The organism is Piscicoccus intestinalis NBRC 104926, from assembly GCF_001515525.1.
In the GTDB taxonomy this organism is placed as follows: domain Bacteria; phylum Actinomycetota; class Actinomycetes; order Actinomycetales; family Dermatophilaceae; genus Kineosphaera; species Kineosphaera intestinalis.
In genome coordinates, this window is record NZ_BCNQ01000003.1 from 56,466 (window position 1) to 77,910 (window position 21,445).

Sequence of the window (21,445 nt, forward strand, 5' to 3'; positions counted from 1 at the left end):
TCTGACCCGGGTGCCCGGGTGTCCGGGTCAGACCGGGTAGTCGGGGTAGCCAGGCGCTTCTGGGTGCTCCGCGGGATCCGGTCGCAGCCGCGGTTTCACGAGCCCGAGTTCGCACGCGCGCACGAGCACCTGCACCCGGCTGGAGACGCCGAACTTCGTCGTCAGCTGCACGAGCCGGGACTTCACCGCCGCCTCGCTGAGGCTGAGTTCGCGCGCCATCGCCGGGTTGCTCAGCCCCTGCGCCAACAGGTCCAGCACCTCGCGCTCGCGCTCGGTCAGCGGCGGCGGGTGCGCCTCACGGCCTCCGTCGGGAGCCGGGTCGGGCGCGGCCGGCGTGGCCCCGACCGCCGCGATGAGCGCCTCGGTGACCCGCGGCGACAGCGGCCGTCCGCCGCCGAAGACCTCGTGCACCGCCGCCACCAGTTCCTCCGGGGTGCTCTCCTTGAGCAGGTAGCCGTCGGCCCCCGCCCGCAGCGCCGGCACCACCGAGTCGGTCGTGGCGAATGTGGTGACGACCACGATTTTCACTTCGGGATGCCGAGCCCGGATGAGTCGGGTCGCGGCGATGCCGTCGAGCACGGGCATCGACAGGTCCATGAGCACGCCCGCGGGCGCGAGATCGGCGGTGAGGTCGACCGCCTCCTGCCCGGTGCCCGCCAGCGCGATGACCTCGAACTCCCCGCTGCTCTCCAGGAACAGCTTGAGGCCCTGGGCCATCAGGGCCTCATCGTCGGCGATGAGGATTCGCCTGCGGGTCATCTGGCCGTCCTGAGTGGTTCTCCGGCGCGTCACGCGGAGCGGGGCTGCGTCAACTGTGGGGGCGCCTGTGGGTCGCCCGACGGGGCTAGTTTGCCTGACCGAGCGGCCCGTGGGGGTCGCCGACACGAACCAGGAGTTCTGCCATGCGTCGTCTACCCACCCTCATCGTCGCGAGCACCTGCGCCGCCCTGTTCGCCGTCGCCGGAGCGGCTACCGCCGGCGCCCAGCCGGTGTCGAGCCAGAGCCTGCCCTCGGTGTCCGTCGTCTCCGCCGGTCGCGGAGGCGGGCCCGTCACCCCCGGCAACCCCGGCGGTGGCGGAAACCAGAGCCCGGACGGCTGGGGGGCCGGGCTCTGTGAGCTCGTGCCCATCTTCTGCAGCTAATGTGACGGGGTTGTGACGCCGGATCCTCGCAACCCCCGAACAGATGCCGCCGGGCAGCGATTTGGCGCGTCCACCCGCCGGGGCCCGCGCTGGTGGTTCGTCGGATACGTGGCCTTGGGTGCACTCGTGCTGGCCAACTTATTCAGCGACATCATCTATTACGCGGAGCAGGACTCCTTGCCCGTTGCGACGCGTATCACCGCGGTGGCATCGGCGAGCCTGGGTCTGCTCGCCATGACTCTCGCCGTCCGGTGGACCCGCATCGCCACCGCCGTCGCGATCCTGACCCTGGCCACGTCACTGCTGTCACATCAACTGCCCTACGGGCTGGGCGTGATCGCGATCTTCGTGTTCCTCGCGGCGCTGCGCACCGATCCGGTCGCCGGCGCGATGATCGGCGTGGCGAGCGTGGTCTGGCTGGTCGGGATCGCGCTGCGCAGCACCGAACGCGCCGAGCTGGTGGCCTGGACGGTGGTGATGCTGTCGTTGATCTCCGGTTTCGTGGGGTGGACCTTGGGCGCGACGAGGAGACGAAACGTGGTCATCGAGCAGCGCGCGGCTCAGCTGGAAGCGCAGGTGGCGCGGGTGCGGCAGCGTGAGCGGCAGTCGCTGGCGCGGGAGCTGCACGACGTCGTCGCGCACGGCCTCACGCTCATCTCGATGCAGGCCACCGTGCTGCGGATCACCCCCGACCCCGCCATGCAGGAGACGGCCCGCGACGCGATCGAGCGGTCCTCGCGGGAGTCGCTGGAGGAGCTGCGGCGCCTGCTGCTGGTGCTGCGCGCCAGCGACGTCATCGCCGACGAGGCCGGGGAGCCGCAGGCGTCGTGGCCCGCCGAGGCCTCGGAGGGGGCCCACGAGGGGCGGGAGAGTCACGGCCGGTCGACGACCGACCTGTCCCGGCTCGTGGACCGGCTCGCGGACGACCTGCGGGCCGCGGGCCACAGCGTGCGCGTCGAGTGCTCGGTCGGGCGGCTCGCGCCCAGCGTGCACCTCGCGGCGGATCGCGTTCTGCGAGAAGCGACGACGAACATCGTCAAACATGGTGGGGCGACCGCGGCCTGCGAGATCCTGGTGCGTGACACCCCGGACGGGCTGGTCGTCGAGGTGGCCAACGACATCGGCGGCCGCGCCGTCGCCGACTTCGGCTCCACCGGGCTCGGCGTCATCGGTCTCACCGAGCGCGTGGAACTGCTCGGCGGGCGGCTCGAAGCCGGCCCCGACGGCGGGCGCTGGCGGGTGCGGGCGGTGCTGCCGGGCGCGTGAGAACGCGACACGGCGACACGAGGGTGACACGGCAGGCGACACGGCAGGTGACACGTAAGGCGACGCGGCGAAGCCCCTCGTCGGCGGCCCGGTGGCCCCTTCGGCCGGTGACGCCCATCACTCGGTGGGCGCCGCGCGAGACGGCCTCAATCCTTTGGTGGAACTTCGTGTGCGGGACTGTGAACGAGCCCCCTGATCTGGGCACACTCTTCTCGCCCCGCTGATCGGTTGACGACGCGGCCGGAAGGGACACACCGGCAGCTGCGGACCTCGGGGAGGCTGGGCGGACATCAGGGGAACTGTGCGGGGTGAGGACGAGTCCTCGCCCCGCACAGGGTTCGCCACCGGCCCACGATCCGGTCGACCCCGTCGAACCACCACCACGCCAGCGCGCTCTCGCGCCCGCTTCCGGGTGCTCGGGGGCGTGTCCGGTTCGTGAGTTCATCGGGGAATTTGGCCGATACGTGGTGACGCGGGCGGTGCACTAATGCTTCGATCTGTGGCATGGGTCTCACCGATATGCACGACGCCATCAATTTGCGCCTGGCCTTGCTTGACCTTCCGCATGAGACCGCCGACGGCGGCCCGGAGTCGGTCGTGTCCCCCTTGCTGGCGCGCCAGCGTGAACTGTCCCGCCGCCTCGACCAGCGCCCGCCCCGCGTCGACGAGCGCGTGCAGGCGTTTCTCGACGACTACCTGTCCGACGTGGCAGGCTCCGTGCGGCTGCCGCGCACGTCCCTCGTCCTCGACCAGCCGGGCCTGGCCCGCGAACTCTCCCTGCCGGCTCGCGAGGACTACTTCTCGTCCTCGCTCGTGCGCAGCTACCGCCTCCTCAACGGCGTGCTGCACAACCCGCACAACGACCGGCGCACGACCGCCGGCGTCTTCCACATCGCCGACGGCGGCCTGGCGATCACGCAGGACAAGCGCATCGTGCCGAAGGCCGTCTACGCCCGGCTGCTCGACCTGGCCACCAAGCCGCCGCGCGAGTCGATGGTGCTGCCGTACACGGCCGGCCTCGAGGAGCCGGCGGCCTGCTTCGTCTCCCTGCTGCTGCGCCCGCTGGTCGCGCCGGCCGTGCCCGGTGTCGAGGGCGAGCGGCGCATGGAGATCCGGTTCATGGCCCCCGGCAGCCTCGTCAGCAACCTCGACTTCGTCGAAGGCATCTTCGGCAACGGCGGCGACCCGTATCTGCCCGACAACGACGCCGCGATGGCCCCGAGCGGCTGGACCGGGCACACCGGCTACGTCATCCTCGCCCCGCACCTGACCTCGGTGACCAAGAAGGAACTCGGGCTCCCGCACTACGACCACGCCACCGAGCGGCAGCGCCGCGACCGGATGTGCTGGCGCAGCGAGGGCGAGCTGTACAACGACGGGCAGGCCTTCAAGGCGTGCGCCCGCGACGAGCGCGGCATCATCGTCACCGTCATCGCCGACAACTACTTCGGCTACTGCAAGAAGGAGGTCAAGACGCAGATCGGCTACTCCGCCAACCTCTCCGGGCAGGTGGAGGAGGAGCACAGCGGCGGCGCCCTGGCCTTTCCCAGTTACGACCTCGGGCGCGAGTTCCTCGACCGGTTCGGCAGCGCCGAGGCGTCGGTGGCCGCGGTCGTGGCCCGCGACCCGGAGGTCTTCGAACGGCGCCCCGAGGGGCACGCCGTGCACCGCGAGCACCCGTTCGTCGTCGTGCCCGCCCGCGCCACGTACAGCCTGCGCTCCATGACCGTCAGCTGGGACGGACCGCTCGGGCGCGGCGAGATCCCGCTGCGCGCCGACCGCACGTACTTCGGTCCCGACGGCTACCGCGTCGCGATGGCGCAGCACCCCGACGACCGCACCCAGTGGACGCTCGTCGGCACCTCCCCGGTCGTCACCGGCTTCCACAAGCCCAGCACCGTCTCCGGAGGCGGTAAGTCCGAGATCTCCAAGGCGATCACCGACTCCATCGGGTACGGCACCGCGTACGTCTCGGACTTCCGCGAGGACATGGCAGCGGTCGAGTCGATCCTCGCCTACGACCTGCCGAACCGCTTCGCCGACCCGGAGCGGTGCGGCACCGACACCCGCTCGGTGCTCGGGCAGGACCGCAGCGTCGGCAGCGTCATCAAGCTGCTGACTCCGAGCAACGAGTACACCGACGAGTACAACGCGTGGCTCGAGACGATCCCCTCGCACGTCAAGGAGCTGCTCTACGTCATCAAGAGCGCCTACCGCCCCGAGTGGGGGGACGACTGGAAGCGGCACTTCAGCGTCGGCATCATCAACGGCCGGCAGGGCAACGTGCTGCGCCTCGACGGCAACCGCGTGCGGGTCAACACGCTGCGCGTCGGGTTCGACAAAGACGGCTCGTGGCGCGTGTTCGGCCTGCGGCCCGACTTCAGCCCGGCCGTCAAGGTGCAGACCGAAGACGACATCACCGCGAGCGTCGTCGTCTCCCCGGAGACGGCCGCGGCGGCCGGCAGCACCCGGGGCCTGTCCGCCAAGATCGTCGAGAACTGCGAGATGCTGCTCTTCCAGCGGCCCGACGACGCGATCCACCGCGGCTACGACAAGCAGGCCGAGCGGGACATCTCCGCGCCCGGCACGTTCCTGTCGAACTTCGAGCCGCTCGACCGTTCGACCGCCGTCGCCATGCGCGACGACGCGGTGAACTTCAGCCGCTTCACCGCCCCCGTGCAGAACCTCATCCAGCGGGCCGCGTCGGCCGCGCCGGAGTCGGCGAGCCACGGGCACGGGTTCGACCACGGCAACGGGCACGGCAACGGGCATGGGCATGGCAACGGGCTCGGGCATGGCAACGGGCACGGGGTCTCGGCGCAGGCCCCGGAGGGTGTGGAGTCGGTGTCGGCGGATGACCCGGAGTATTTCGTGTGCTCGGCCAATCCCCGCCTCGTGGGCGGCAAGCCGACGAAGAACCCGCGCTACCTGCAGGTGCGTCCCGACCTGGCCCGCCCGGTCGAGACCGCGGCGGCCGAGCTCGCGCTGCACCTGCGCAACCGGGCCAGTGTGACCCGTACGATCCCGCACGTCGTCGACATCGTCGCGGCCGGGCGGCGCAACAACCCGCCGGAAGACGGGGTGCCGGCGTTGTGCGCGTTCAACCCGCTGCACTACATGGAGCTGCCCGAGCTGTTCATGGAGTTCATCAGCTCGATGACCGGCAAGTCGCCGTCGACGACCGGAGCGGGTTCGGAGGGCGCGCTGACGAAGGCGCCGTTCAACGCGATGCCGACGACGTTCGACCTCAACTCGGCGTTGCTGTCGTACGTGCTCACCGGTTACGACGGCTGGATCTCCAGCGCCGGGTACATCGGCCCGCAGGTGCGCGTCGACCACGACATCAGCCTGCTCATCCCCGAGGTGTTCTCGCGGATGAAGCCGCAGGAGCGCGACGCGGCGACGCTCGTGGCGGAGGGCTCGCTGGAGCGGATCGAGGATCTTGAGGTCGACGGGCGGGTCGTCGCCGCGAGCCGGCTCGGCTACCGCATCACCGAGCGGTTCGCCTCCCGCTACTTCGGACGCATCTTCATGCACCCCGAGGTCGTGTTCACCCCGGACATGCTGCGACCCGAGCAGCAGGATCTGGGCGTCTTCGTCGACGCCATCGACACGATGGTCACGACCCACGGGCGGGTGGCGCGCGGCTACTTCGACGACGGCACGGCCGACCTCGCGGTGCCGCCGCTGCGGGCGCTGCTGGAGATCATGGCGTACGGGCAGAGTGCCGCCGGCCTCACCCTGGACTCCCCGGAGCTGCGGGAGATGTTCGACCGGGAGAACGTGCTGGCCAGCGACTGGTACGCGGCCCGGCTCGACTCCCGCCAGGGCGAGGAGGTCGCGCACCTCGAGGCGGGCGTGCGCACCCTGTCCGACTTCGTCGCGGCCCCCGGCAACGCGGCGGTCGTCGCGCGCCTCGGCCTCGACGAGCGGCTCTACCGGGTGCGTGAGGAGCTGGCCCGGGTCTCCTCCGACGGGCACCGGCGCTCGCTCATCGGCACCATCGGTCGTGAGGTTCGATTCCGCTAGAGCGCACAGCGTTTCGTTGCCTGGTGCGCTCTTCGGAGAGACCGGGTCAGGCGCTTTCCCGGACCGGTACGGACGTCCGTACCGGTCCGGGGGCGCGAATGCCTTCAACCCCGCGACGACCGGTCGATAGGTGCCCGGCACGGTCGGAGGGAGTTGGGGGAGAGCATGGATGGTCCGCGTGCTCGGGGTCTCGGGGATTCCGGGGCTTCCGGGGATGTCGGAGAGATCGGAGGTTCCGGGGACTTTCGGCCAGTGGGCGGTTCCGCGCGTCCGGGGGGTCGGGTCGACCAGCTCCAGCAGATTCGGCGGCAGACGCAGTACGCGATGCTCGCGGTGCGCGCGGCCGAGGCGTCGCTGAGCCGGACCCACGGCACGCTGCAGCGCCTGCGGCGGCTCACCGACCAGGCGGCCGCGGACGGCCACACCGAACACGGCCGCATCATCCTGCAGGCCCAGGTGCGCGAACTCGCGCTGGAGGCAGGCCGATCCACCGACTACCCGCTCCCGGCCGTCGACGTCACGACCATGGCAGGTGCCGGCTCCTCGCTGCCCGGCATCGACGCCGCCCGCACCACCGTGCAACTGCGCCGCGCCGAACTCGCCCGGCGGCGCCGCTGGCTCGACCGCCGGCTCAAGACCCTCGACGTCGCCGTCGAGAACGTCACCGCCGCGCGCAACCGCACCTCGGCCAGGGCGCCGCGACCCCCGCAGCCCCCTGGCCCGACTCGCCCCGGCCCCACTCAGCCCCTTGGGCGCCTTCAGCGCCCAGTGAGGTGACCCCTCCGCCGGGACTGGACACCGCCTCTTCGACTGGACACCGTCTTCTCAACTGAGCCGCTTTTCCCGCACGGGACACCTGCGATCGCGCGTGTCCCGTCGAGCGTGCGGTGTCCCGTCTCGCGGACCGGTGTCCCGTCGCGGAGGCGGTGTCCCGTCTCGGTCCCGGTGCCGCCCAAGGAGGCGGTGACCGGTCGCGGTGCCGGTGGCCGCACGACGGTGCGCGGGCCCTGAGCCGCCCTGGGCCGCGGGCGAGTTGTGAGTAATGTCTCACTCTGCGCGGGGGTGGGCCGATAGGGACGGCAACGGACAACCAGAGCCCTCCACTGCTGGCCGAGCTCACGGATGGAGAACACGCGATGTCGTCAGTCGCCGGGTCGGGGGCCCGCCGGTCGCACTCGACCGATCACGCTCTCCTCGATGTCGCCGCGCCCACGATGGCCGAGGTCATCTCGCTCGCCACGAAGCGACGCCTCGACGTGACGCCCGCCCTGCCCGCCACTCACGACGACCTGACGATCGCCGACCCGGGAGCGCCCCCGCAGGGCTGGACCGACTCCGACCTGGATGTCCGAAGCGACGACGCCGACCTGGCGTGGGCGCTGCGGCTCGGGGCCGACTCGGTGTCGTATCGGGCGGCGCGGGCGGTGTCGGACGCGACCGCGGCGGCACTCGGTCTCACCCTGCGGGAATTCCTGACCTGAACGCCCCCGGCTCCTCGCACGTAGGCCGTTGGTGATCAGGCGATTTCGGCTGATGGTGGGTCGCGCACGGCAGCGCCAGTCCTGGGATACTTCCGGACATGAGTTCTCGTGAGATCGCCGTGCCCGTGCCCGGCGGCAGTCTTGCGGCGATCGACTATGGCGGCACCGGCCGTGACGTGCTGTTCGCGCACTCACCGGGATTCAACGCCCGCCAGTGGGACGAGGTCGCCGAGTTGGTCTCCACCCGCTGCGTGTCGATCGATCTGCCGGGTCACGGCCACTCGACCGCCCCGGTCATCCCGGGGGATGAGATCTGGCGCTACCTCGTCGAGGTGATCGACCACCTCGGCCTGAAGCAGCCGCTCATCGTCAGCCACGAGATGTCCGGCGCGGTCACCCTGCAGGCGGGGCGGCAGGCCCCGGAGCGCATCGGCGGGCTCATGTTCATCAACGGGTCGTGCGCGTGCTCCCGCGAGGCGATGGTCACGGCCCACGCGCTGTGGAACGGCACCGAGCTGCGCGAGCTGCTCAAGAGCCGGTTCAGCCTGGAACTGCCGGTGCCGGCGCCCGACGCGCAGACCTACCTTCGCGACCTCGCCGAGAAGATCTCCGGCGACTGGTGGTTGCCGGAGGACGTGCCGCTGCCGACTCCCGTGCTCGAGCGCAGCATGTTCGACCACCACGACGGCACGTACAGCCTGCGCCCGGCGACCCCCGACATCAGCGTCTTCTACTCCTTCGAGGACACCCCGCTGTTCCCGTGCGCGGACGCGTTCGACGGGCTGGAGCTGCAGGCGTGGCTCGTGGCGAACGAGGGCACCTTCGAACCGTCCAGTTGGAGCGACATCGAGGCGCTCGCGCTGCGGCACAGCAACGTGCACGCCCGCTTCCTGCCCGGCGGCCACTACCCGCAGCACTCCACGCCGCACGTCATCGCGCGTCTCGTCGATGAGGCCGTCGCCGAACTCGACGCGGCGGCGACCGGTGGGCGCGCCGCCGGCTGACCTTGCTTGACCTGCGACTATGTCGCGGATCATGGTGGTCGGGCGTTCACGTCGGGCGACTAGTTGTCGATAAGGAACGGGCGGTGACCCAACCTTTTGCCCGAATCCGGGGTCGCCCACGTCCATGGATGGGGTCCTGCCATGATCACAGTCACGCGTCGCGGGGGCGGCCCGTCGTTCGCGCTGAACCCTGACCTCATCGAGCGTCTGGAACAGACCTCCGATGCCGACGGCACCGTCATCACCCTCGTCAGCGGCACCCAGTACGTCGTCGCCGACACCGTCGAGCAGATCGTCGCCGAGGTGCGCCGATTTCGGGCCGCCGTGCTGACCGCCACCGCCGACCCGCCTCCCGCGAACCGTCCGACCGCTCCCGGAGCCGGTGGCCCGCCCGCCGCGGGCGGCTGCAGTCGGTCGCCGGGCCCGAGTAGGCCCGATATAGGTCCGAGCGCCCGCGCGAGTAGCCCCGCATCAGGCCCGCTGCACGGCCCCGAGCAGGCGGGCGCGCCCGGCGCGCAGGTGCGCCCGCAGCGCGGACAGGTAGGCGTCGAGGTCGCCGCGGTCGAGGCGGTCGACGAGCACCTGGTGCTCCCGGTGCGCGGCGACCATGCGCTCGGCGGCGTCGGTCTTCGCGGCGCTCTGCCCCAGCCGGCGCTGATGGTCGCGCAGGTTGCGCAGCAGATCGACGAGGAACGGGTTGTCACACGACTCGACGAGCAGCAGGTGGAAGCGCGTGTCGGCCTCCATGAACGCGGGGTAGTCACCGGAGTGGGCGTGCAGCTGCTGCTCGGACAGGTTGCTCCACAGCGCGTCCATGAGGTGGCGGGGGAGTTCCTCGTTCTCGGTGAGCAGCTTGGTCGCCGCGGCCGTCTCGATGATCTCGCGCGCCTCCATGACCGACGTGGCCTCCTCCACCGAGACCGGCACGACGACCGCGCCGCGTTTGGGGTACAGCTGCAGCAGGCCCTCGGCCTGGAGGCGCAGAAAGGCCTCCCGCACGGGGGTTCGCGAAATTCCCAATGAGGTCGAGACCTGACCTTCGGTGATCACGTCCCCACCGGCAAGCAGCCCATCGAGGATTCGGCCACGCGTCTCGTGGTACGCGCGGTCCGTGGCGGACATCGGCCGTGTCATTGGGGCCCTCCTCCCGTGTCGTGTCGCAAGCGCACGCCAGCTACCGCTGACGCGCGCAGGGCCCCCAAGACTGACGTCTACGTACATGACGGTAACCCGTGAAATCCTCGAGTTCAACAGCATTTTCGCAGGTCGGAGCGTGTTTTTCGTAGTCGGGCGTCCAACTCTGACACGTGTGCGGAGTCGGTTCGCGGGCGCCGCGGGGCCCCTGCCGCCCACGACACGGTGTGTTCGCGCGCACCAGCGCGGGGCTACGGTGAGCACGTCGGCCGGGGGCACGACCGCGTTCATCGACGGCGCGACCGCGTTCACCGGGCCGCAGGGCGGATGTGTGACAGGAGACCGACACATGGCGCATGACGAGGATCACCCCCTGCCGGAGGTCGACTCCGTCGTTCGGCGTGGCGGCCACACGGGACCGGTGCGCGGGCCGCAGGACGTCGGCCCGGGCGAGGCCGCGCCGCCCGGGCCCCGGGGGGCGTGGGGGTCGTCTGGGTCGTCGACTTCGTCGGGGTCGTCGGGGTCGTCGGGGTCGTCGGGGTCTTCGGGGGCGTCGGGGTGGCCGGGTGGCGCGGCCGGCGGCCGGAGACCGTCGCGAGGGCACCGCGCCCGCCGGACCCTGGGAGGCCTCGCGGTCGCGGCGGCAGCGCTGGTGGGGGTGGCCTACGTCGCCGCCGACAGCAGCGGAGCGAGCCAGTCGCAGACGATCGACGCGCCGGGGGCCATCGAGCTCGACGTGCGTGGCGTCGACGACCTGCGGCTCGTCGCGGGCGATCCGGGGCGCCTGGGGGTCGAGGTCGACGAGCGCCTGTTCGGGCGGTGCGACCCGCTGGTGGCGAGCGTCGCGGACGGCCGGCTCACCGGCTCCCTCGACTGTGGCGGCGCCCCGCTCGGTGGCGCGGACGCATCGATCACCGTGCCCGCCGGCACCCGACTGACCCTGCGGGTGCACGACGCCGACGCCGACGTCTCCGGCCGGTTCGCGGCCCTGCAGGTCGACTCCGACGGCGGTGACGTGCGCCTCGCCGGCGTCGACGGACCGACCGCCGTGACGACGGCCGGCGGCGACGTCACCGGCTCCGTGGCGTCGGGAGCCACCCTCGACGTGCGCACCGACCGCGGGGACGTCGAGATCGACGATCTCGGGTCGGTCGACGCGACGACGATCCGCTCGAGCGGCGGCGACGTCGAGCTGGGAGCCCGGCAGGGCACGTACCGCCTCGACCTGGCCGGCGGCGACGTCGAGTCCGACGTCGTCAGCGATCCCGGGGCCTCCCGCTCGATCTCGGTGCGCACCGACGACGACGTGCGGCTGCGCGACTGAACGGCCGAGCGCCGCGCCTACGCTGGCCACCATGCCCGCCGAACCGGCCGACCCCAGCCAGACCGACCAGCCGATCGAGCCGATCGATGCCCTGCGCCGCATCGCGTTTCTCATGGAGCGCACCCGCGGCCAGACCCGCCGCATCGAGGCCTTCCGCAAGGCGGCCGCGACCGTCGTGCGCACCGGCCGCGACGAGTTGGCCCGGCGCGCGGAGGCGGGCACGCTGACCGAGCTGCCCGCGATCGGCAAGAGCACCGCCACGGTCATCACGCAGGCCCTCGCGGGCCGGCGGCCCGACTACCTGCTCGACCTCGAACGCTCCGGCGCGGCAGGGCCGCTCGTCGACGGCGGGGAGCGGCTCGCGGCCCGGCTGCGCGGCGACCTGCACTCCCACTCCAACTGGTCCGACGGCGGCTCCCCGATCGAGGAGATGGTCGCGACCGCGATGGAGCTGGGCCGCGAGTACCTCGCGCTGACCGACCACTCCCGCGGCCTGCGGGTCGCCAACGGGCTCTCGGAGGAGCGGCTCGTGCGTCAGCTCGGGGTCGTCGACGCCATCAACGGCCACCTGCAGGGCCAGGGCTTCACGCTGCTGCGCGGCATCGAGGTCGACATCCTCGACGACGGCTCGCTCGACCAGGAGCCGGAGCTGCTGGAGCGCCTCGACGTCGTCGTCGCCTCGGTGCACTCCAAGCTGCGCAGCCCCGCGGACGTCATGACCGCCCGCATGCTCGGCGCGGTGCGCAACCCGCGCACCAACGTGCTCGGCCACTGCACGGGACGGCTCGTCGAGGGCGGCCGCGGCACCCGCCCGCCGAGCAGTTTCGACGCCCGGGCCGTGTTCGAGGCGTGCGCGGAGCACGACGTGGCGGTGGAGATCAACTCCCGCCCCGAGCGCTGCGACCCGCCCGACGAGCTCATCACGCTGGCGCTCGAGACCGGCTGCCTGTTCAGCATCGACACCGACTCCCACGCCCCGGGTCAGCTCGACTTCCTCGCCTACGGCGCCGCGCGCGCCCAGCGCCTGGGGGTGCCCGCCGAGCGCATCGTCACCACCTGGGAGCGCGACCGCCTCCTGGAGTGGGCCGCACAACGCCCCTGACCCGCCCAACGACCCCGCCCAACGATCCAGCGCCCCTGACCCGCCCAACGACCCCGCCCAACGACCCGGCCCAACGACCCGGCCCAACGACCCGGCCCAACGACCCGGCCCCACGACCCTGAGAACTGCGCTTCACGGTCACAACTGCTGTCCGTGCCGCAGTCGCGACCGTGAAGCGCAGTTCTCACCGACTCCTGCGGCGGGCCGCCCCTGGGGTGGGGCCGGCCGCTGGCCGCCTCCGTGGACAGAGCGCGGGGGCCGTTTTGGCGTTGGAGGCAGGCGTGTCCTATGCTTTCGGATGTCCTCGAGGGATCCGAGCTGCTGCTGGTCGTGAGTGCGCAGGCGGCGAGGGCCTGAGAGTGACATGTCAGGTCCCCATCGTCTAGCGGCCTAGGACCCCGCCCTTTCACGGCGGTAGCACGGGTTCGAATCCCGTTGGGGATACGCATTACCTCACACGAGGCCCCGTAGCGCAGTTGGTTAGCGCGCCGCCCTGTCACGGCGGAGGTCGCCGGTTCGAGCCCGGTCGGGGTCGCTCTGCTTGTCAGGGCCAGGTAGCTCAGTTGGTACGAGCGTCCGACTGAAAATCGGAAGGTCGGCGGTTCGACCCCGCCCCTGGCCACCGCGAAGAGCCCCATGTCAGCCCCGCTGGCCTGGGGCTCTTGCGTGTGTCGGGGCTGATGCGTCGCGCAGGCATGCATTCCAGACTGCACAGATTCGTTGGTGGTGACCCCTCGACGCCTGCCGAGCGGTCAATCCGGGTTGGGCGTCGCAGTCTGAGGCCGTGACCAGCGGTGTTGCGCGGCCCGCCGGAGTGACCGCTCGCGAGCGGTCACTGCACACACTGTCGTGAACAGTTCTGCTCAGAGCAACGAGCGCGCGATGACCGTGACACTGGCGAGGGCGCAGAACGCGAGCACGAACCGGCGCAGGCGGGCCTGGTCGAGGCGGGCCCGCGCCGGGGCGCCCGCGACGAGGCCGAGCACGACGAAGGGCAGCCAGGTCAGACCCGCGAGCAGCTGCTCCCGGGTGAACTGCCCACCGAGCACGAGCCCGGTCACGGCCATCGTCGAGCCGGCGACAAAAAAGGTCGCCATCGTCGAGCGCAGCCGCACCGGCGGGCTGTGTTGCAGCACGAGCGCGAGGAACGGCCCCCCGATCGTGGCGGCGGTGCCGGCGACCCCGCCGATCGCGCCCGCCGCGGCCGCAGCGGCGCGGGTGGGACGGACCCGCGGGCTCCACACGGAGGCGGCGACCGTCGCCAGCACGAGAACACCCACCGTCGCGGCGATCGCCCGGGTGGACACGAGCGCGACGATCGCCACGCCCAGCGGCGTGGCAACCGCACGCGCCGGCAGGGCCCACGCGAGGGCGCGCCAGTCGATGTCGCGGGGGAGCGTGGCGAGCTGGATCGTCGGCAGCGTGAGGCTGGGGATGAGCAGCGCCCCCGGCATGAGCCCCGGCTCCCCGAGAACGACGAACGGCGCCGCGACGACCGCCATCCCGAAGGAGATGGACGACTGAACGAACGCGCCCGCGGCCACCGCGAGGCCCAGCAGGAGCACCGTCGTCCAGTCCACCGCTCGATCCTGACCGTCGGTCGGGTCGCCTGCAAGCGGCCTCGAGCGAGCGCGCACGGCCGCGCTCGAACCCGGCGACGTGTGATCTGCGGGCGGGGGTTCGCCCGGCGGTGTGATCTGACAGACTGCCGCCCATGAACCTCCTCAATCAGTCCCTGGCCGAGGTGGACCCGGAGATCGCCGCCGCGCTCGACGCCGAGCGGGACCGGCAGGAGTCCACCCTGGAGATGATCGCGTCGGAGAACTTCGCTCCCGTGGCCGTCATGAGCGCACAGGGTTCTGTGGCGACGAACAAGTACGCCGAGGGGTATCCCGGTCGGCGCTACTACGGCGGCTGCGAGCACGTCGACGTCGCCGAGAAGCTCGCGATCGACCGGCTCAAGGAGCTGTTCGGGTCGCAGTACGCCAACGTGCAGCCGCACTCGGGCGCCCAGGCCAACACGGCGGTCTTCTTCGCGCTGCTGCAGCCGGGTGACAAGATCCTCGGGCTCGACCTCGCGCACGGTGGGCACCTCACCCACGGCATGCGGATCAACTACAGCGGCAAGATGTTCGAGGTTCACCCGTACCACGTCGACGAGCAGGGCCTGGTCGACATGGACGAGGTCGCCGCCCTGGCCCGCGAGCACCAGCCGAAGATGATCATCGCCGGCTGGTCGGCCTACCCGCGCCAGCTCGACTTCGAGCGGTTCCGGCAGATCGCCGACGAGGTCGGCGCCTACCTCATGGTCGACATGGCGCACTTCGCCGGCCTCGTCGCCGCCGGGCTGCACCCCAACCCCGTGCCGCACGCACACATCACGACGAGCACCACGCACAAGACCCTCGGCGGTCCGCGCGGCGGCGTCATCCTCACCAACGACCCCGAGCTGTCGAAGAAGATCAACTCCGCGGTCTTCCCCGGCATGCAGGGCGGCCCGCTCGAGCACGTCATCGCCGCCAAGGCCGTCAGCTTCAAGGTCGCGATGGGCGAGGAGTTCAAGGACCGGCAGAAGCGCACCCTCGAGGGCGCGAAGATCCTCGCGGACCGGCTCCTCAAGCCCGACCTGACGGAGGCGGGCATCAGCGTGCTCTCCGGCGGCACCGACGTGCACCTCGTGCTCGTCGACCTCGCCAAGAGCGAGCTCGACGGCAAGCAGGCCGAGGACCGGCTCCACCAGGTCGGCATCACCGTCAACCGCAACGCGGTGCCCAACGACCCGCGACCGCCGATGGTCACCTCCGGCCTGCGGGTCGGCACGCCGGCCCTGGCCACGCGCGGCTTCGGACCGGACGAGTTCGCGCAGGTCGCCGACATCATCGCCGAGGCGCTCGCGCCCGACTTCGACGACGACAAGGCGGCGCAGCTGCGCTCCCGCGTCGAGGAACTCGCCCGCAAGTTCCCGCTCTACCCGAGCCTGACCAGCTCCTGACCCGAGTTCTCAGCAAGCGTTGCGCTCACCGGGCGTATCGTCGCCCAGCGCCCGCTCCACGACGGGCCACGACGGGCCTCCCAACCCCTCGGGAGGCCCGTTCGTACGCCCGCCTCCGCGCCGCCTCCCGGCTGCCTGACCGCACCCCTGCCTGCGCAGCCTGTCGGTGGCCCGGTGCAGGATGAGCCCATGAGCTACCTGCGCATGAGCGACTACGCGGCCGACCCAGGCCGATACGACGCGATGACCTACCGTTTCTGCGGCCGCAGCGGACTGCAGCTGCCGCTGATCTCGCTCGGTCTGTGGCAGAACTTCGGCGACGACAAGCCGCACGAGACGCAGCGCGCGATCGTGCGCCGCGCCTTCGACCGCGGCGTCACCCACTTCGACCTCGCCAACAACTACGGCCCGCCGTACGGCCAGGCGGAGATCAACTTCGGGCAGATGCTGCGGCAGGACCTGGCCGGCTACCGCGACGAACTGGTCATCTCCAGCAAGGCCGGCTGGGACATGTGGCCGGGCCCCTACGGCCAGGGCGGCGGCAGCCGCAAGTACGTGCTGGCCAGCCTCGACCAGTCGCTACGCCGCCTCGGACTCGACTACGTCGACATCTTCTACAGCCACCGGTTCGACCCGCAGACCCCGATCGAGGAGACGATGATGGCCCTCGATCACGCGGTGCGCTCCGGCAAGGCCCTGTACATCGGCATCTCCAGCTACTCGGCCGACAAGACCCGGGAGGCGGCCTCGATCGCTCGCGAACTCGGCACCCCGCTGCTCATCCACCAGCCCTCGTACAGCATGCTCAACCGGTGGATCGAGGAGCAGGGCCTGCTCGATGAACTCGACCAGGCGGGCATGGGCTGCATCGCGTTCACGGCCCTGGCCCAGGGTTTGCTCACCGACCGCTACCTCAACGGCATCCCGGAGGGCTCGCGGGCCGCTCGGGAGGGCACCCTCGGGCGCAGCATGCTCTCGGAGGAGAACCTGGACCGGGTGCGCGGCCTCAACGACATCGCCCAGACCCGCGGCCAGAGCCTGGCCCAGATGGCGCTGGCCTGGGTGCTGCGCGACCCGCGGATGACGTCTACGCTCATCGGTGCCTCGAGCGTGCGCCAGCTCGACGACAGCCTCGACGCGCTCGCCCAGCTCGACTTCTCGCAGGAGGAGCTGCGGCGCATCGACGAACTCGCCGTCGACTCCGGGGTCAACCTCTGGGCCGCGCAGACGAAAGAGTAAGCGGGGCTGAGCCGGTCACACCCTGGTCGGCCCGGTCGGCGGAGTCGAGCAGGGGGTGTCATGAGGTTCAGGCGCATGATGCAGCGGGCGCTGCTGCGTCCGGTGCGCGCCGTGCCCTTGGCGTTCCTGGCCGTCATCGTGATCGGCACCCTGCTGCTCATGCTGCCGATCGCCCACCCTGGCGAGGTGCGCCCGCTCGCGGCGGCGTTCACCGCCGTCTCAGCGACGTGCATCACCGGGCTGGCCGTGGTCGACACCGCCACGTACTGGACCCCGTTCGGGCAGATCGTCATCGTGCTGCTCACCCAGATGGGCGGGTTCGGCATCATGTCGGCGGCCACCCTGTTGGCGCTGCTCGTGCGCGGCAAACTCGACCTCTCCGGCTCCCTCGCGGCGCAGACCGAGCGGCAGGCCGCCACGCTCGGCGAGGTGCGCCGCGTGTTGGTGCGCATCGGCCTGCTGATGTTCGTCTGCGAGGCGGTCGTCGCGGTCGTCCTCACGGGTGAGTTCCTGCGCCGCGGGCTGGGCTTCTTCGCCGCGCTGGGCCACGGCATCTTCTTCGCCTGCATGGCGTTCACGAACGCCGGGTTCTCGATCAAGACCGACTCCCTCATGCCGTACGTGGCCGACGCGATCATCGTGTGGCCGATGTTCGCGGCGGTCTTCATCGGCAGCCTCGGCTATCCGGTGATCTTCGAGCTGCGGGAGAAGTGGCGCCGACCGGGCCACTGGTCGGTGCACACCCGCATCACGTTCTGGGGGTGGCTGCTGCTGGCCGCCATCGGCTTCGTGACGTTCATCGCCTTCGAGTGGACCAACCCCGACACCCTCGGTCCGATGTCGGTCGCCACGAAGATCAACGCGGCGACGGCGGGGGCGATCATGCCGCGCTCGGGCGGCTTCAACGCCGTCGACTACGCGCACATCAACGACGAGACGGTCATCGTCACGATCGTGCTCATGTTCATCGGAGGCGGTTCGGCCGGCACCTCCGGCGGACTGAAGGTCTCGACGTTCTTCCTGCTCGGGTTCGTCATCCTCTCCGAGATCCGCGGCGAGCCGGAGGTGACGATCGCGCACCGCCGGATCGGCAACGAGGTGCAGCGGCAGGCGCTGACGGTGGCGCTGCTGTCGATCGGGGCGGTGACCGTCGGCACGATCGCGCTCGTCATGACCACCGAGCTGCCGCTGCAGGCCGTGGTGTTCGACGTCGTCTCCGCGTTCGGAACCGTGGGCCTGTCGCTGGGAATCACCCCCCAACTCGGTGCCGAAGGGCAGATCCTGCTCATGGGGCTGATGTTCGTCGGTCGTGTCGGCACGGTGACCGTGGCCTCGGCGCTGGCCTTGCGCGCCCGGCGTCGCCACTACAGCCTTCCCGAGGAGCGTCCGATTGTCGGGTGACCAGGAGCCCACGAGGGCGCCGGAAGACCGGCTCGCGACCGCGAGCAGGGCGCCTGGGGAGCGCCGTCGACCGGCCGATCTCGGCGATTTCCTCGCGGCCCACCTCGCTCACCCGGTGCGATTGGTGCCGTTGGCCTTTCTCGGCGCGATCGCCGTCGGCACCGGTCTCTTGTGCCTACCGGCCGCGCACGCCCCGGGCCGAGTCGACGTGCTGGCGGCCGCCTTCACCACGGTCTCCGCGGTGTGTGTGACGGGCCTGACGACGGTCGATACCGCGACCTACTGGACGCCGCTGGGGCAGGTCATCATCATGCTGCTCATTCAGATCGGCGGCCTGGGGATCATGACGCTGGCGACCCTGCTCAGCCTCGCGATGCGCGGGCGGCTGGGGCTGCGCCAGCTCGACCTCGTGCGGGCCGAGACCAGCGCGGTCAGCGGCGGTGATGTCCGAGACATCCTGCGTCGCATCATCGCCGCGGTGGCCGTGGCCGAACTGCTGTTCGCCGCCGTGCTCACGGCGCGGTTCCGCGCGGCCTACGACGACAACCTCGGCGCCGCCGCCTGGCACGGACTCTTCCATTCGATCTCGGCCTTCAACAACGCCGGCTTCGCCTTGTACTCCGACAACCTCGTGGGTTTCGTCGGTGACGCCTGGATCTGCTGGCCGATCAGCCTGGCCATCATCGCCGGCGGCATCGGCTACCCCGTCTTCCTGGAACTGCTGCACGCCTGGCGGTGGCCTCGACTGTGGAGCGTGCACACCCGGGTCACCGTCGGCGGCACGGCCGCGCTGCTGGTCGGCGGCACCGTGGCCTACCTCGGGTTCGAGTGGACCAATCCCGGCACGTTCGGCCCGCTGTCGGTGTGGGAGAAGCTGGTGGCGGCCACCACCGCCTCCACGGTGGCCCGCACGGCGGGCTTCAACTCCGTCGACTACGGCCAGATGACCTCGGCGATGATCGTCATCACGATCGTGCTCATGTTCATCGGAGGCGGGTCGGCCGGCACCGCCGGCGGCATCAAGGTGACCACGTTCGTGCTGCTCGGGTTCGTCATCCTGGCCGAGGTGCGCGGTGACCGCGACGTGCTCGTCGGCCGCCGCCGGGTGGACACGAGCACGCAGCGCCAGGCGCTTGCGGTCGCGCTGCTCGCCGTCGGGGCGGTGATGGCCGGCACCGTCGTGCTCGTCGCGGTCACCGGTCTGCCGCTGGACCGCGTGGCCTTCGAGGCGGTGTCGGCGTTCGCGACCGTGGGGCTGTCGACCGGCATCACCCCGCACCTGGCGCCACCGGCTCAGATCGTGCTCATGCTGCTCATGTTCATCGGCCGGGTCGGCACGATCACAGTGGCCTCGGCCCTCGCCCTGCGGCAACGCGAGCGGCGGTACCGGTATCCCACGGAACGGGCCATCGTGGGGTGACCATGGGACCGACGCCTGGGTCGGACCGGGCTGTCGGGCATAGCATCAGCGCTCGAATCGTCGGGGCACGTCGGGGCAGCACAGCAGGAGGCACGGCATGATCGGTAGGCGGGGCACGCGCAAGGAGCCCGAGTCGATCCTCGTCATCGGCCTGGGCCGGTTCGGGTCGGCCGTGGCGTTGGCGCTCGTGGAGATGGGCAAGGACGTCATGGCCATCGACGAGAACGCCGAGCTCGTGCAGCGCTACTCCGCCGAGCTGACTCACGTCGTGCAGGCCGACACCACCGACGAGGAGGCGCTGCGGCAGCTCGGGGTCTCCTCCTTCGACCGGGCCGTCGTCGCGATCGGGGCCGACATCGAGGCCAGCGTGCTCACGGTGCTGGCGCTCTCGGAGGCGGGCATCGAGGAGATCTGGGCCAAGGCGATCACCGCCAAGCACGGCAAGATCCTCGAGCGGGTCGGCGCCGATCACGTCGTCTACCCCGAGCGGGCGATGGGGCAGAAGATCGCCCACCAGATCGTCGGCTCGCTGGAGGACTACCTGTCGTTCGAGGGCTACGCGCTCGCACGCATCAAGGCGCCGACGCTGCTGTGGGGCGTGCCGCTGGGCAAGTCCGATCTGCGGGCCCGGCACCGCGTGACGGTCGTCGCCATCAAGGAGCCGGAGGGGCGCTACACGTACGCCGACCTGGAGACGATCCCGCACCAGGGCGACGAACTCATCGTCTCCGGCACCGTCAAGGCCATCGAGAAGTTCAGTCTGCTGCCGCACGAGAAGGGCTCGCTGGAGACGTACGAGACGTGAGCCCGTCCGGCCCGTCCGGCCCGTCCGGTCCGACCCGCCCGTCCAGCCCGTCCGCTGCCCGGCGGCGGGGGCGTCCCGACTCCGCGACACCGGCCGCGCGCTGCCTCGTCGCTCAGCGTTCACCGGCCGCACCCCCGCGATGGTCAGGCCCCACCGCCGCGGTGGGTCATGATGGGACACATGCGGTTGCTCCTCGTGCGTCACGGTCAGACCTCCAGCAACATCGGGCACCACCTGGACACCGCCGCCCCGGGGGCCGATCTCACGGAGTTCGGTCGCGCGCAGGCGGCGGCGGTCCCGGGGGCGCTCGCCGACGAAGACATCCGCGCCGTCTACGCCTCCACCCTGGTGCGCACCCAGCAGACCGCCGCGCCGCTGGCCCGCGAACTCGGCCTCGAGGTGCGCGTGCGCGACGGCCTGCGCGAGATCGCCGCCGGCGACCTGGAGATGCGCAACGATCGCGACGGCATCGAGCGCTACGTGCGGCAGGTCTTCGGGTGGGAGGGCGACCTCGACGAGCGGATGCCCGGCGCCGAGACCGGCCGCGAGGTGCTGGACCGGTTCGACGCGGTCGTCGCGGAGGCCGAACAGGAGGTCGGCGACGGCGGCACCGTCGTCTGCTTCGCCCACGGCGCGGTGATCCGCATGTGGTCGGCGCTGCGCGGCGACAACATCGACCTCGCGTTCGCCTCCGACCGGCCGCTGGAGAACACCGCGATGGTCGCGCTCGAAGGCGGCAGCGACCAGGGCTGGACCGTAGCCAGCTGGACCGACACCGCCCTCGGCGGCTCGACGCTCACCGACACGCGCCACACCGGCCCCGGCGGCGAGCCCGACGACGACCCCTACGAGCCGGCTCCGAACCGGCCGGGCATCGTCACCCGCTGACGGTCGGGGGTGCCCGCGGGGGTACCGGCGGTGAGCCGGTGTCCCGCCTGAGTGCCGTGCGGAGTGCCGCCGCTGAGCTGTTGTCCCGCCTGGGTGCGCCTGCGGCAGGCCCGTCTTTGCCTACATCTGTGTGCAGTGACCGCTCGCGAGAGGTCACAGTAGTTGCGCCGTGCAACACTGCAGGTCAGGGGCTTGCGATATCGCTGGGAGACAGAAGT

General features: G+C 71.2%; 17 protein-coding genes, 3 tRNA genes and 1 pseudogene. 18 read left to right on the forward strand and 3 right to left on the reverse strand.

All coding sequences use genetic code 11. The features are described from left to right. Window positions 1-27 precede the first annotated feature (27 nt). Window positions 28-759, reverse strand: coding sequence for a response regulator (locus PINTE_RS01415; protein WP_068425183.1), 732 nt, complete (start codon window positions 757-759; stop codon window positions 28-30). A 143-nt stretch (window positions 760-902) separates the two neighbouring features. Between PINTE_RS01415 and PINTE_RS01420 the strand changes: the two genes are divergently transcribed. The 7 genes and pseudogenes from PINTE_RS01420 to PINTE_RS24105 all read left to right on the forward strand — a co-directional run. Further along, a complete protein-coding gene (locus PINTE_RS01420; protein ID WP_068425186.1) occupies window positions 903-1,142 on the forward strand; it encodes a hypothetical protein in 240 nt (79 codons plus the stop codon). A 126-nt stretch (window positions 1,143-1,268) separates the two neighbouring features. Continuing rightward, window positions 1,269-2,408 carry a sensor histidine kinase gene (locus PINTE_RS01425; RefSeq protein ID WP_068425189.1) on the forward strand — a complete coding sequence of 380 codons (1,140 nt, stop codon included), beginning with the start codon at window positions 1,269-1,271 and terminating at the stop codon, window positions 2,406-2,408. A 504-nt stretch (window positions 2,409-2,912) separates the two neighbouring features. Beyond that, window positions 2,913-6,437: a PPi-type phosphoenolpyruvate carboxykinase family protein gene (locus PINTE_RS01430; RefSeq protein WP_068425192.1), complete on the forward strand. Its 3,525-nt coding sequence runs from the start codon at window positions 2,913-2,915 to the stop codon at window positions 6,435-6,437. A gap of 324 nt (window positions 6,438-6,761) precedes the next feature. Continuing rightward, window positions 6,762-7,214, forward strand: coding sequence for a hypothetical protein (locus tag PINTE_RS01435; RefSeq protein ID WP_157087022.1), 453 nt, complete (start codon window positions 6,762-6,764; stop codon window positions 7,212-7,214). A gap of 359 nt (window positions 7,215-7,573) precedes the next feature. Continuing rightward, window positions 7,574-7,918 carry a hypothetical protein gene (locus PINTE_RS01440; RefSeq protein ID WP_068425197.1) on the forward strand — a complete coding sequence of 115 codons (345 nt, stop codon included), beginning with the start codon at window positions 7,574-7,576 and terminating at the stop codon, window positions 7,916-7,918. Window positions 7,919-8,016: 98 nt separating this feature from the next. Next, entirely contained in the window at window positions 8,017-8,922 is a 906-nt protein-coding gene (locus PINTE_RS01445) for an alpha/beta fold hydrolase (RefSeq protein ID WP_084343084.1), read from the forward strand. Window positions 8,923-9,063: 141 nt separating this feature from the next. Then, window positions 9,064-9,189: pseudogene (locus tag PINTE_RS24105) on the forward strand (flagellar FlbD family protein); the annotation flags it as partial. A 204-nt stretch (window positions 9,190-9,393) separates the two neighbouring features. On the opposite strand, the gene PINTE_RS01450 reads toward PINTE_RS24105, so the two are convergent. Continuing rightward, window positions 9,394-10,056 carry a GntR family transcriptional regulator gene (locus PINTE_RS01450; protein ID WP_068425203.1) on the reverse strand — a complete coding sequence of 221 codons (663 nt, stop codon included), beginning with the start codon at window positions 10,054-10,056 and terminating at the stop codon, window positions 9,394-9,396. Between the two features lie 658 nt (window positions 10,057-10,714). On the opposite strand from PINTE_RS01450, the gene PINTE_RS01455 reads away from it, so the two are divergent. The 5 genes from PINTE_RS01455 to PINTE_RS01475 all read left to right on the forward strand — a co-directional run bounded on the left by PINTE_RS01455 (window position 10,715) and on the right by PINTE_RS01475 (window position 13,104). Beyond that, window positions 10,715-11,380: a DUF4097 family beta strand repeat-containing protein gene (locus tag PINTE_RS01455; protein ID WP_068425206.1), complete on the forward strand. Its 666-nt coding sequence runs from the start codon at window positions 10,715-10,717 to the stop codon at window positions 11,378-11,380. Window positions 11,381-11,411: 31 nt separating this feature from the next. Further along, complete coding sequence (locus PINTE_RS01460; RefSeq protein ID WP_068425209.1) at window positions 11,412-12,482, forward strand: PHP domain-containing protein; 1,071 nt, start codon at window positions 11,412-11,414, stop codon at window positions 12,480-12,482. Between the two features lie 371 nt (window positions 12,483-12,853). Next, window positions 12,854-12,926, forward strand: a tRNA-Glu gene (locus PINTE_RS01465). A gap of 17 nt (window positions 12,927-12,943) precedes the next feature. Continuing rightward, a tRNA-Asp gene (locus tag PINTE_RS01470) sits at window positions 12,944-13,017 on the forward strand. 13 nt (window positions 13,018-13,030) lie between these two features. Further along, window positions 13,031-13,104 (forward strand) — tRNA-Phe (locus PINTE_RS01475). Between the two features lie 241 nt (window positions 13,105-13,345). Here the strand turns inward: PINTE_RS01475 and PINTE_RS01480 are convergent. Further along, window positions 13,346-14,062, reverse strand: a complete 717-nt coding sequence (locus PINTE_RS01480) for a sulfite exporter TauE/SafE family protein (RefSeq protein WP_068425212.1) — start codon at window positions 14,060-14,062, stop codon at window positions 13,346-13,348. Window positions 14,063-14,196: 134 nt separating this feature from the next. On the opposite strand from PINTE_RS01480, the gene glyA reads away from it, so the two are divergent. The 6 genes from glyA (at window position 14,197) to PINTE_RS01510 (ending at window position 21,227) form a co-directional block, all read left to right on the forward strand. Beyond that, window positions 14,197-15,474, forward strand: coding sequence for a serine hydroxymethyltransferase (gene glyA, locus PINTE_RS01485; RefSeq protein WP_068425214.1), 1,278 nt, complete (start codon window positions 14,197-14,199; stop codon window positions 15,472-15,474). Between the two features lie 189 nt (window positions 15,475-15,663). Continuing rightward, window positions 15,664-16,713: an L-glyceraldehyde 3-phosphate reductase gene (gene mgrA / locus PINTE_RS01490; protein WP_068425216.1), complete on the forward strand. Its 1,050-nt coding sequence runs from the start codon at window positions 15,664-15,666 to the stop codon at window positions 16,711-16,713. Window positions 16,714-16,773: 60 nt separating this feature from the next. Continuing rightward, window positions 16,774-18,114 carry a TrkH family potassium uptake protein gene (locus tag PINTE_RS01495; RefSeq protein WP_068425217.1) on the forward strand — a complete coding sequence of 447 codons (1,341 nt, stop codon included), beginning with the start codon at window positions 16,774-16,776 and terminating at the stop codon, window positions 18,112-18,114. A gap of 115 nt (window positions 18,115-18,229) precedes the next feature. Beyond that, window positions 18,230-19,534 (forward strand): TrkH family potassium uptake protein, encoded by a 1,305-nt coding sequence (locus PINTE_RS01500; protein ID WP_306304835.1) that lies wholly within the window; start codon window positions 18,230-18,232, stop codon window positions 19,532-19,534. 97 nt (window positions 19,535-19,631) lie between these two features. Next, complete coding sequence (locus PINTE_RS01505; protein ID WP_068425220.1) at window positions 19,632-20,339, forward strand: potassium channel family protein; 708 nt, start codon at window positions 19,632-19,634, stop codon at window positions 20,337-20,339. A gap of 180 nt (window positions 20,340-20,519) precedes the next feature. After that, window positions 20,520-21,227 (forward strand): histidine phosphatase family protein, encoded by a 708-nt coding sequence (locus PINTE_RS01510; protein WP_068425222.1) that lies wholly within the window; start codon window positions 20,520-20,522, stop codon window positions 21,225-21,227. The last annotated feature ends 218 nt before the right edge of the window (window positions 21,228-21,445 follow it).